Annotated in this window: 9 protein-coding genes; 3 read left to right on the top strand and 6 right to left on the bottom strand. The window is 60.5% G+C overall.

The genetic code is table 11. The features are described 5' to 3' along the window. Positions 1 to 214 precede the first annotated feature (214 nt). Complete coding sequence (locus NJC40_RS15695) at positions 215 to 5,353, bottom strand: dermonecrotic toxin domain-containing protein (RefSeq protein ID WP_253140178.1); 5,139 nt, start codon at positions 5,351 to 5,353, stop codon at positions 215 to 217. A gap of 129 nt (positions 5,354 to 5,482) precedes the next feature. Next, the gene (locus tag NJC40_RS15690) at positions 5,483 to 6,043 is read right to left on the bottom strand and encodes an NADPH-dependent FMN reductase (protein ID WP_045489771.1); all 561 of its coding nucleotides are present in this window, start codon (positions 6,041 to 6,043) and stop codon (positions 5,483 to 5,485) included. A gap of 197 nt (positions 6,044 to 6,240) precedes the next feature. Between NJC40_RS15690 and NJC40_RS15685 the strand changes: the two genes are divergently transcribed. Then, positions 6,241 to 6,453 carry a hypothetical protein gene (locus NJC40_RS15685; RefSeq protein ID WP_045489770.1) on the top strand — a complete coding sequence of 71 codons (213 nt, stop codon included), beginning with the start codon at positions 6,241 to 6,243 and terminating at the stop codon, positions 6,451 to 6,453. A gap of 7 nt (positions 6,454 to 6,460) precedes the next feature. On the opposite strand, the gene NJC40_RS15680 is transcribed toward NJC40_RS15685, so the two are convergent. The 4 genes from NJC40_RS15680 to NJC40_RS15665 form a co-directional block, all read right to left on the bottom strand. Then, a complete protein-coding gene (locus NJC40_RS15680) occupies positions 6,461 to 7,015 on the bottom strand; it encodes a GNAT family N-acetyltransferase (RefSeq protein WP_045489768.1) in 555 nt (184 codons plus the stop codon). Positions 7,016 to 7,036: 21 nt separating this feature from the next. Next, positions 7,037 to 7,804 carry a DNA polymerase III subunit epsilon gene (gene dnaQ / locus NJC40_RS15675; protein ID WP_045489767.1) on the bottom strand — a complete coding sequence of 256 codons (768 nt, stop codon included), beginning with the start codon at positions 7,802 to 7,804 and terminating at the stop codon, positions 7,037 to 7,039. A gap of 295 nt (positions 7,805 to 8,099) precedes the next feature. Continuing rightward, positions 8,100 to 8,546, bottom strand: a complete 447-nt coding sequence (gene rnhA, locus NJC40_RS15670; RefSeq protein WP_253140177.1) for a ribonuclease HI — start codon at positions 8,544 to 8,546, stop codon at positions 8,100 to 8,102. A gap of 49 nt (positions 8,547 to 8,595) precedes the next feature. Further along, a complete protein-coding gene (locus tag NJC40_RS15665) occupies positions 8,596 to 9,354 on the bottom strand; it encodes a methyltransferase domain-containing protein (RefSeq protein WP_253140176.1) in 759 nt (252 codons plus the stop codon). A gap of 285 nt (positions 9,355 to 9,639) precedes the next feature. Between NJC40_RS15665 and gloB the strand changes: the two genes are divergently transcribed. Both gloB and NJC40_RS15655 read left to right on the top strand, forming a co-directional pair. Continuing rightward, positions 9,640 to 10,419: a hydroxyacylglutathione hydrolase gene (gene gloB / locus NJC40_RS15660; protein ID WP_045489760.1), complete on the top strand. Its 780-nt coding sequence runs from the start codon at positions 9,640 to 9,642 to the stop codon at positions 10,417 to 10,419. A gap of 98 nt (positions 10,420 to 10,517) precedes the next feature. Continuing rightward, entirely contained in the window at positions 10,518 to 12,119 is a 1,602-nt protein-coding gene (locus NJC40_RS15655; protein WP_253140175.1) for a LysM peptidoglycan-binding domain-containing protein, read from the top strand. The last annotated feature ends 20 nt before the right edge of the window (positions 12,120 to 12,139 follow it).

Genomic DNA, 12,139 nt, shown 5'->3' with positions numbered 1-12,139 from the left:
CAAATCGTGTCAGGCGAGGCGAAGGACGCAGGAAATGGTCGCTCCCTTTTCAAGTCCTTCAACGACGCATGGCGCGATTTGGGGCGCAACCCGCAGGGCCGTGGCTGTTTTGTCACACGCACTCCAACAGAGTGACCTCTATGCTGGCCGACAAAACAGACCTCGGCGCGGTTGCGATGAAACGGCAACAGACCCTAGTGATTACTGCGCCCGTTCAGGTAAATCGCTCGAGCCCCAACTGCGCTACCAGCAACGCCAAAGAATCTGCATTACTGAGGATCACCCGCCGACGAACGTGCACGTCAGTGAGAAACGCTCTGCGCGCCTGCGTCAGATCTGGCTGGCCAGCGAGCTTGAGAATGGTCGCAAAGACCGAGCCGTCGCTGGGTTGAAAGTCGCGCCAGCCATTGCTGTCCCAGGTTCGGAACAAATTCGCCAAAGGCGTTTGATGCGACAGCGAAGCCTCACGTAACAACTGCAACTCCTGCTTGTAATCGACCGAAAGCGACAGGCTGTCATCGAGCAGGTCAAGAGGCGGCGCGACGGCATCCAGGTAGGCAATGTCCTGGGTTCGGCAGACCAGATGGGACAGTTCGTGCAACAGGGTAACGGCGCGAAAATGGTCGTCGGGATTGAACGCGCGAATACCGCTTGCCGACTTGAGAATATAAACCGGTGGGGTAAAGAACATATCGCTCAGGTACAGGCGTTGCAGCGGGTCGGACGTGATCACGAAAGCCGCCATATTTTCATACCCAGGCCTGACCGTACCGGTGACGAAACGCACTGAGTCGAGCGGCGACAGTGAAGGCTCCGACAGTGCGACGAACAACTGACTGATACGCTGCCTGAGCATGTCGATCAGCACCGTGCCCGGTGTGGTCACACCAAAAAACTCGCCCAGCAGGGTCTGTACCGGCAACGGCAAACCCTCGGCAAAGGGGGCGTTGAGGTTGAACAGGGCATTTTCCAGATAGCCCAGCGCACGCTGGCGAGCCAGGCTGATAAAGCGCGCCTGGTCGCGGGACAGGGCACGAATCTGATCCATGCCCCGGGCCTGCACATTGATGATCTGCGCGACCCGATGCTGCATCTGCTGCTCGCTGCTTACCACCAGAGACGGCGCACCACCGCGCAAGCCCAGCTCCAGACTCAGCTCCCATTGCTGGTTTGAACTCAGGCGCAGCTTCGGCCCGTTGCCATCGCCGCCCTTGATCCGCCACACACCGTCCTGCTGGTGAACTTCATACACCTTGCCAGCAACGGCCGCATAGCGAAGCCGGGTGCCAGGGTCCTGATACAGGTTGTACAACGCGTCGTAATTCAGATCGGCCAATTCGATGTCATGCACTTCGAGCTGAGCCAGCCGTAACCTGATGTCGTTGCCCAACGATGAGTGCCGCCAGGAAAACTCTGGCAAGCGCACATGTGGCCTGGCACGGGAAACCTCGACCTGCTCACGCCGGGTCATGACCAGCATGCCCAGCGCCGCGGAAAACTCGGACAACGCCTTGCCCCAGTGTTGCTCGGCCAGCGCGCCAGCCGATTCGCGCAGCAGGTTCTGGCTCTGCCAGGCACCCACCAACAGCCCCAGCCTGCCCGGCAGGAACAACAGAATCTGCTCGCCGCCCAGGGTCAAGACATGCACAAAGGAGGCCCAGTCGGCCTGGGCACTGGTCACGGCCTGCTTGTGGCTGAGGTCCTGGAGCAATTGCAGGGTAGCCTTGAACAGATAGCGCAGAGCGTTCCCTTCGACTATCGAGCTGCCGATGCTGACTTTGCCTGGCGTGCCCAGTGGCGGCTCCAAAAATCCGCCAATGCTCCAGGGAATGACGTGCGCCTCGGTCAGCCCACCATTGTCATAGCGGGTCCGCGCGGCCGGCTTGAGACGCTCAAGCACCAGAGTCTGCAACGGGCCGGCAGTGCGCAGTTGACTCAACAACTGGTCCTGATCGCGAAACTCCTTGAAGGTGAATTTATCGTTGAACAAGGTATGCAGCACCACCGGCCCTTGGCGGGAGTCCAGCGGGCCAATCAACCAGGCGCCCTCCACTTCATCAGGCGCCATGTCTGCACGAGGCACCAGCGTCAACGGGCGTAATACGACCGTCTGCCGGTGCAGCGGCTGACGGGCCTTGCCATCGGGCATATCGATAACTCTGGCGATGAAGTCGAAGGCTTGCTGGCTAAGCTCGCCTTGCAACTTGAGTTCCAGGGCCGGCAACAGCAGGCGCGCCGGTATCTGGCGCATGAACTTCAGGCGCCTTGCGGCATAATCTGCCCGACCAGGATCGAAGTGACTGCTCAGCAATGCCTGATAACGCTTGCCGATATCCAGCCGGTGCACCAATGACGTTACATACTCCGCCGTAAGCCCCATAGGCAGGGTGCCGCCAATCGCCATGCTCACACTGAGACTGGCGTCCTGGATTCTGGCGAAGTGGTTTAGGGAAAAACTCACCAGGTTCTCACTGTCGACGACCGTGGCCGCCGGTATGGCTGACGGGATGCTGCCAGGAGGCACGGGGGCGGCGACGTAGCGGGTCATGGTCACACGGATATCATGCGGGTCGAGCACCTGCGCAGGAAAGTCGCGGCTCAAAGCCGCCAGCAACTGTTCACGGGCGAAGGGCCGCAGCATGGGGATATCGGCGAGAAAATCGTCGGCGGGATTGCCATTGCCGTAGAAGTCTTCGAGCAAATGGACATAAAGCTCAAGGTCGGCGTCCGCAGCCTTGTGCAGCCAATCAGGCAGTACGGCCGCGAACAACAGGTTCTGGATGCGAATCGCCACGGTGTCGAGCCAGGCCCCTTGTCGCTGGCTAGTCAGGACCAGATCGATGTGCCGCCGACAGGTTTCAGCCGGCAAGCGGCTTTGCCTGACCAGCGCTATTGCCCTACCGAGGGCTTGCTGCTGACGCTGCTGCTCAGCCGCTTGAAGCCGATCAATGAAATGCCCGTCGACTTCGAGCAGGCTCAGATGAACCTCTTTTCCCGCTGCCATAGACTGATCGAGCCAAGCCTGATCGGCGGCCTCGAACAGTTCCAGCCATCGGGCCCGCCAATCGGGCAGTACCAGGTGCCGCTGGAGCCAGACCTGCAAGCTCGCCAGCGAGGACATTGCCTGCAAACCCGACAACCGCGACCAGAACAATAGCCCTTGATCGGGATGGGCGCTGCACTGCATGACCCAGGCATCACTCAAGCCCAGCGAAATCCGTCGCCCTTCAACCTGCAGGTGCACGGCATGGACCTCGACCAGCTTATTGCCATGAACCAGACGCAAGTCACGACCCGGGCGATCCAGCACCTGCTGGAGCATGTCGAGCGCTGCCTGGGGAAATTGCCCAAGCCGCCGCGCCACCTGCAGTTCCAGACGCAGCAGGTTGTAATGCAGCGCGCCCATCATCTGGCCAGGCACTGACTGCGCATGGTCCTGGCGCAGCGGGCGATCGAAAAACGCCGAGACCGACCCTGCGGACAACGCCAGCAGTTGAACACCGGCCTGGGCAAGCACATGCTCAAGCAATCCCGGCGTAATGCTGGCTAGCACCTCGGGGGGCTGGCCCTGGCCGAGTACTTCACAGTTGTCTGCTAGTGGCGTGTTACGCAGGCCGGTCAGGCGCTCAAGCAACAGGTCGGTCAGTGGCCGGGCCGTACTGTCAGGTTGGGTATCGTCCTGATCACTGTCTGGGTCGAGCAAAGACGACCCGGTCCCACGGACCCGAATCTGCTGCGCATCGAGTGGCTTGGCACCACCCACAACCGCCAGCCAGGGATTCAATGCCTGCCTGGCCAACGCCTCCAGCCGCGGACGCAACTTGTCCACTTCCTTGAGCAAGGTATCGTGCAGCGTCACTTGCTCCATCCACGAAGGAGTCAGGCCATACGGCCAGGCGACCGGCTCGGGCGGGTTACTCCAGATGTCGAGGAATCTTGCGGGTATGGCCTGCCAGCGTCCGCCCGGTTCGAGGCCGCTCAGCCGTGGATCGATGAGGGTGCGCACATCCAGGGCATCGTCGACCATGGCGAGCAGCTCACCGGCATCGTCACTCTGGCGCTTGAGCACCTCGTTCAGGTTGCGCTTCTGCAGGCCGATGATTGAATCGATACAGTCGAGAAACAACGGTTGGGCCAGGTCGTGGCTATGCAGTTGCAAGGCGTCGCCGGAGGTGAACAGGCGCTGGTCGTCCAGCGACAGGTAATCGCGCAGTTCGCTGCGCCCGGCAGGGCTGTTGGCCAGTTGCATCAGGGCTTGCCAGTTGCCGACAAGGCGCAGGCCCTTGCCCGGCGAGTAAAGCGCGTAGCCGCCCTCCAGATGAACAAGATAAAGACTGACCAGCTTGAACGGCCCCTGCTGGGCAGCGCTCAACGAAAGCCGCTTGATCGCCACTGCGGGCTCTGCCCCGAGCGCCTGTGATCCCAACTTGAGCAACACCTGCGTGTCTGTTGGCGATAACGCTAGCAGCGCCAACACCTGATGGGTAAAGCCGTCAGCCAGCCGTTGAGCCACACGCTCGCGGCGACTCACTCGCTGTTCATCGGCAATCGCCCAGTAGTCGGCAAGCAACGCTTCATAATCACGGATCAACTCATTGAGCTGCCACTTGAACTGAGCATCCGCAAGTGAACCCAGCTCCTCACCATGCCGGTCCAGAAAGCGCAACTGCTGGTTGTCCGGCAACGCATCGCCAGCCAGCAAGCCAAGTACCGCCTGCTCAGGGGGCAGTACCCGAACGATGGTCTGGGCATCGGCTCCAGACTTGCCAGGGTCAGTCTCGACAATCTGCACCGTGAGCGCTTGAGGGTCGATCGCTGCTGCGGGCCAGATCGCCTGCAATCTGGGCTTGAGCATCCGGCCGATAGCCTGCTGTAGCGACGGCAGCTTTTGCAGCATAGCCAACAGCCCGTTCAAGGCCTGCACCTGGTGATCGACGATCAACAGCATACGCTGCTCAAACAGCGAGCCTTCAAGAACCTGATACTCGAACTCCGGATTGAGCTCGCTGCGAATCGCGAAGCGTTGCCTCAACCAGCTCGCCAGCTGGCTGCGCTCGGTGAAACACTCAAGCCCGTGCGCCAGACTATCCAGGTACAGGGTCTCGCCCGTCGCACTGCGATGCACAATCAGAATCGCCGAGGCCAGCGCTAAGGGCACCGGCGAGCCGTCTTCCAGAATCAGGCGGTGCAATACCGGCGGGTCGTCGCTGAGCAGGGGCTGCTCGACATCGGAAAATCGCTGTAGCCAGTGCGCTTGATCGGCATCGATACGCTGTGCAGCTTGTGCAGCCTGCACATGCTGCATGAACCGCTGACGTAGCGGTTCAGGGTGAAAATAAGGTGTGAGCGACATGGCAAATTTCCTTTTGCACAAGGCACCGCCGGACACAACAGGTGCCGGTAATGCATCAAATGGAAAAGGAGCGTAACCAGAGTATGACGAGGGACTGCCATATATATGGCAATCCCTGCACTGACTGACTCAGAATTTGCGGGTTTTCTCGACCCAGGCGGCGAAGGTCTCGATGAAGGTTTTCAGGAAGGCCGTGGTGCGCTCGTTGAGCTCGCCATTTTCATCAAAGCTGGCGCCGATGTTACCCAGGTAGGATTCTGGCTGCTGCAAGGTCGCTACATCGAGGAACACCAGTGACTGACGCAGGTGATGGTTGGCACCAAAGCCGCCAATGGCACCCGGCGAGGCACTGATCACCGCGCCTGGCTTGCCGCTCATCTTGCTCTGACCGTAAGGGCGCGAACCGACGTCGATGGCGTTTTTCAGGGCACCGGGCACCGAGCGGTTGTACTCCGGGGTCACGAACAGCAGGCCATCGGCAGCGGCCAGCTCATCGCGAAAACGGGTGTAGGCTGCTGGCGGGCTGGCACCGTCGATATCTTCGTTATACAGCGGCAGATCACCGATCTCGACGATCTTCAACTCCAGGCTCGGCGGTGCCAGCCCGGCCAGGGCCAGGGCAATCTTGCGGTTGATCGACTCTTTTCTCAGGCTGCCGACCAGTACGGCAATGCGATGGACCTGACTCATAAAAAACTCCGGCGCTGGGTTCAAGGAAACTTGAGTTATAGACCAGCGCCCGCGCTGAATGTATGAAGCCTGTGCTTTTTTCTTTAAGCCTTGCTGCACCTTGATGCTCGGGCAGAGAGCGAACCAGTCGCCGATTTGATGGTCTACAGCCGCGATTGACAGGCAATTATGCGGTTATTTTCAGAGGTTCAAGGCAAATGGCTTCAGTTCTGGTCGGGCAGTTTCAAGCAAGAGATGCCGAGGGTCGCGTCTATCCGGTGCATGAATTTCAGGAGGCGCAGATTGACGGGGTCGGTGGCGCAACTGTGGTGACCACGTATCGGTTGGCGATTGGCGACCGGGTCAATCACCTGGGCGGCGACGAGTTCGAACTGGTGCAAAATGGCGTGAAGATGACCCGCATCCCTTGAGGGCGTCTCAGCCTGCGGGAAAGATCAGGTACCAGAAAATCGCCACTTCGCGGGTCTGCGGATCAATTGCGCGATAACTCAGATGGTCGACTCCACCCACCACAAAACCGAATTTCTCATACAACCGGCAGGCGTCCAGATTGTTGTTCTGGGTTTCAAGCATGATGCCTGCCAGGTTGTGCTTCTCGCTCCAGCCTCTGGCACTTTCCAGCAGCGAGCGGGCCACGCCATTGCGGCGGGCAGGCGCGTCCACCGCCAGTTCATCTATATAGGCAAAGCCATTCCAGTGTGGCCGGATCGCCAGATGGCCGACCGGCTGATCATCCAGCCAGGCCACCAGCACAGTGGCGTTGGTCGATTCGCGCCGCTGGCTGAACTCTTCTGAGTCAATCCCGTAGTTTTTTTCAAACGGCTTGACCTGCTCAAGCGGCCAGTCAGCCACCGGCTCACCGAGCCGAACCGTGGCGAAACTGCGCACCATGAAGGTGAACACACCGTTGAGCAGGTAGTCCTCGAACTGCTCGTCGGCGGGACGAATCGCCAGGGCCGGATGGATTTTCATACGGGTCGGCTCAGAGGCTGGTCAGTTGGCCGACTGCCCGGCTTCCTGCATCTGCACCCACAGCGCCGGAGCGCCGGCGGCCTTGGCGATGATTGCCATGCGCGCCTCGTGAGCCGCCAGTTCATCGGCGCTGGCACGCAAGATGCGCCCGGCAGGCCGGTCGGCTGGCAGACGACGAATTTCACTTGGGCGATCCGAGCCTCCTTCACCGCCATCGGCGCCCTGCCCCGACAACGACAGCGTGGTCTGCCCGCCAGTCATGGCCAAGTAGACGTCGGCCAGAATTTCCGAGTCGAGCAATGCGCCGTGCAGGTCACGGCCAGAGTTGTCTACGTCATAGCGTTTGCACAGTGCATCAAGACTGTTGCGCTGGCCGGGGTGGCGCTCACGGGCCATGGCCAGGGTATCGAGCACCGTGCAGTAACGGCTGACGTCGGCTCGATCCTGCTGCCCCAGCAAGGCGAATTCGTTATTGATGAAGCCAACGTCGAACGTCGCGTTGTGAATGATCAGCTGTGCGCCGCGAATGAACTCGTAGAACTCGTCGGCGACCTCGGCAAACCGCGGCTTGCCGACCAGGAATTGGTCGGTGATACCGTGCACGCCAATTGCCCCCTCATCGCTTTCGCGGTCAGGTTGCAGGTAGACGTGAAAGTGCCGGCCGGTCAGGCGCCGGCCAATCAACTCGACACAACCGATCTCGATGATCCGGTGACCTTCAGTCACCGGCATGCCGGTGGTTTCGGTATCGAGCACGATCGAACGATTATCAAGGTTTTGCGATGACATATTCTGTTGCCTCTTGTGCAGGCCCGAATATTAGCATGGGTTCAGACAGTGCGCGGTTGGCAGCACTGCCCCGGCAGCACTTCAAGGGTACCTCTAAAAACGTAGGCGAGGCAGTCAGCGCTAGGCGAAATCAGGCGAAAAACGGTCGGAGTCGCGCTCGACTTTACGGGTTGTACATGAGCATTTTGATTGGGCGGCACTCCGTCGGACTCGCGCACGAGCCTGATTTCAACAACGCGATGGCGCGCGTAACGCCGCAGGCGCCCAGCCAGCAGGTAGTTTTTAGAGGTGCCCGTCAGGCCTTGCCGCGCACCTCATCCACACCACGATTGGCGAGCTGGTCGGCACGCTCGTTGCCGGGGTGGCCGATGTGGCCGCGCACCCATTTCCACTCCACCTGATGACGGCTGACCTGCTCATCGAGTTGCTGCCAGAGGTCGGCATTTTTCACAGGCTCTTTGGCTGCCGTCTTCCAGCCGCGTTTTTTCCAGTTGACCATCCACTCGGTGATGCCTTTCATCACATACTGCGAGTCGGTGACCAGGGTCACTTCGCAGGGGCGCTTGAGCGCTTCGAGGCCGCGAATCGCGCCAGTCAGTTCCATGCGGTTGTTGGTGGTGTTGGCTTCGCCACCCCAGAGTTCCTTTTCCTGGCCCTTGTAAATCAGCAGCGCGCCCCAGCCCCCCGGGCCAGGGTTGCCCTTGCAGGCGCCGTCGGTAAAAAGTTCTATGCGTTCACTCATGGCTGTATTCCGAATTCAAAAAACCTGGGCATCGGCAGCCAGTAACCGCTCAAGGCTCACAACCGTCACGGTTGACCTTGGCCAGCGGCAACGGAATCAGCTTGCCCATGGGCTCGCGGCGTGACTGGCGCAATGGCCGCAGGCCGACCACCAGCTTGCGCGCCACCAGCAGGTAAAAGCCGCCACCCAATGCCTGACCGCTGGTGCTCCAGCGCTCCATGCCTTGCAAGCGCGTCTGCCACTTGGCCGATGCAAACGGCGGACGATAACACCCGAAGCGGCGCTTCTCCAGCGCAAAGCCCAGCAGGTTGAGCCAGTCGGCCACCCTTGTCGGCGCAATACAGCGCGCTTTGCGCAAGGCGTCGCGGGCAAACACCCGGCGCATGCCCCAACTGCTCCAGGGGTTGATACCGACGATCAGCAAATGCCCGCCGGGACGCACACTGCTGGCCGCCTCACGCAACAAGCCATGGGGAGACAGGCAGAAATCCAGGCCATGTTGCAGCACCACCACATCAGCCGCGTGCTCGCATAACGGCCAGGCCTGCTCTTCGCAGACGATTTCCATCCCCGGCAAGGGCGCACCGAGACGCACGGTGCGCTGGATTTGCACGGCCTGCGGCGGCGTCTGTTGCGCTGGCCCGTAATGCACCAGATAACCGCCGAAAAACCGCGCCAGTTCTTCTTCCAGAGCACGCCGCTCTTCTTCAATCAGCATGCGCCCCAACGGTCCGTCCAGCCACTCACGGGCCACACAGGTCAGCTCCAGCCATTGCGGATCGGCCTGGGCGAAGGATTGATCGATCATGGGATATGTTCCTCCGGGACTCGCAGCGCCAGCTGGACGCTTTGAGCGATACAGGGCAGGCATGGCTTGTGGCCGCTTGCTCGACGGGCATCAATACGTGTGTCTAAGGGTGGCCTACAAAATGGCTGCACTCGGCAATATTGCGTTGAAATCAGCCTCAAGATGCTCATGTACGTTATGTACGCTGCGCTTTTTCGCCTGACCTCGCCTTGTATTGCCTTCATTCGCCTATTTTGTATACAGCCCCTAAGATGCACTATTGTTTCCCGCCAAGCGAATTGCGCCATGATACAGATCCACGCCCTGCCCGCTTTCAGTGACAACTACATCTGGTTGTTACAAGACCTTTCGACCCGACGCTGTGCAGTGGTCGATCCGGGTGACGCCGCACCGGTGCTTGGCTGGCTAAAGGCCAACCCTGACTACCAACTGAGTGACATCCTGATCACTCATCATCATAACGATCATGTCGGCGGCGTGGCGGCGATCAAGGCGATCACTGATGCACGGGTCTATGGGCCGGCCGGCGAGACGATTCCGGCGCGCGATGTCGCGCTGCACGACAACGACCGTATCGAGGTACTGGGGTTGGCGCTGCAGGTCATTCTGGTCCCAGGTCACACCGCCGGGCATATCGCCTTCTATCATGAAGGCCCTGAAAAGCCCCTGCTGTTCAGCGGCGACACCCTGTTTGCCGCCGGTTGTGGCCGGTTGTTCGAGGGCACCCCCGAGCAGATGCACACCTCGCTGAGCCGGCTGGCCGCCCTGCCCGACCACACGGCCATCTACTGCGCCCATGAATATACCCTGAGTAACCTGCGCTTCGCCCACGCCGTGGAACCGGACAACGCTGACATCACCCAGCGTCTGGCGCAGGTCAGCCAATGGCGGAGCATGGACCGCATCAGCCTGCCGTCACAACTGGGTCTGGAGCGCCTGACAAACCCATTTATCCGGGTCCATGTAACATCCGTTAAAGAAAAAGCGGACGAGTGGAATGGCCGTGACAATGCCTCGCCCAGTGAGGTATTTGCCAGCCTGCGCGACTGGAAAAACAAGTTCTGACACACCCGCTCATCTACGGAAAACCCCGTAAAGGTTGACCATCGCGGGGTCCCTTCCTAGAATCGCCCGACATTTTTTCCTGGAAACACCCCCGGACAATGTCGTCATCTACTGGAAAACCCGCGAATTCCGCCACCTTGACGCGCCTGGCACAGGCCATCGCGGTGACCGCCAGCGCACTGTTGGCAGGCTGCCAAAGCACCGGCCAGACGACTGGTCAGGTCGAGCACGACGGCACCTACCGCAGCAAGGCCAACCTGGCGACGGGCATCAAGCAGAAGCCGATCTTCGTCAATCCGACCCCCGCCGCCCAGGCCGAGCCGCAAGATGTATGGGAGCGGATGCGGCTGGGCTTCCAGTTGCAACAAGGCGACAACCTGAACCCGCGCATCGATCAGCAGCGCCTGTGGTTCGCCAACAACCCGTCGTTCCTTGAGACTGCCGGTGAGCGTGGCAGCCTGTACATGCACTACATTGTCGAGCGCCTCGAAGAACGCAACATGCCGCTTGAGCTGGCGCTGCTGCCGGTGATTGAAAGCGCCTACAACCCGATGGCGATTTCCCGCGCCCAGGCGGTCGGCCTGTGGCAGTTCATCCCGTCCACCGGGCGTTACTTCAACCTGCGCCAGACCAGCTTTTATGATGGCCGCCGCGACATCCAGGCTTCGACCAATGCGGCGCTCGACTACCTGACCCGCCTGCATGACATGTTCAACGGTGACTGGCTGCTGGCCCTGGCGGCCTATAACGCCGGTGAAGGCACGGTCAGCCGGGCCATTGAGCGCAACGACAAGCTCAACCTGCCCACCGATTACTGGAACCTGCCCCTACCGCAGGAAACCCGTGACTATGTGCCCAAACTGCTGGCCCTCTCACAGGTGGTCCTGACCCCGGCGGCCTATGGTGTGAACCTCACGCCGATCGCCAACGAACCCTACTTTGAAGTCGTCGAGCTGAACAAGCGCGTCGACCTGTCCAAGGTCGCGAGCCTGGCCGACATCGACGAAGACGAACTGATCCAGCTCAATCCGGCGTTCAAGAAGCGCCTGACCGTTGATGGCCCACAGCACCTGCTGGTGCCGACCTCCAAGGCACAGCTGCTGGCTGCCAACCTGCCCAACCTGCAGCCGGCCGAGCTGATGCAATGGCAGCATCACCGGGTCCGTCGCGGCGACACCCTGGACAGCCTGGCCAAGCGTTATCAGGTATCGGTCAGTTCACTCAAAGGCAACAACCAGTTGTCAGGCAACAGCCTGAAGGTCGGCCAGTCACTGAATATCCCGCTGCAACCGGGCGGCACAGCGAAACCGGCCTTCGAGCTGGTCGCCAGTGAAGACAAACCGAGCCGTTCGCGCACCTACCGGGTCAAGAGCGGTGACAACCTGTCGAGCATCGCCCGCGCCAACAAGGTCGATGTCGAAGCCCTGCAACGCTGGAACAAGCTCTCTGGTCATCGCCTGCAAATCGGCCAGTCGCTGGTCATTCAGGACAATAGCCGGGCAGCCGGCAAAGTCGTTGCGGCGGCCAGCGCCAAGACCGCCGAAGGCAAGCCGGTGCAGTACAAGATCCAGAAAGGCGATTCCATGTACCTGGTGGCCAAACGCTTCAATGTCGAGATGAAGCATCTCAAGCGCTGGAATCCACGCAGTGGCCAGGCACTGCGCCCCGGCCAGACCCTGACGGTCTACCTGCCGCGTTGATCAGCCACGACGGTCAGGCG

Source organism: Pseudomonas sp. 21LCFQ02, assembly GCF_024129895.2.
GTDB lineage: Bacteria > Pseudomonadota > Gammaproteobacteria > Pseudomonadales > Pseudomonadaceae > Aquipseudomonas.
Note: the sequence above shows the minus strand (reverse complement) of the source record. Positions and strands in the feature narration are given on the sequence as shown.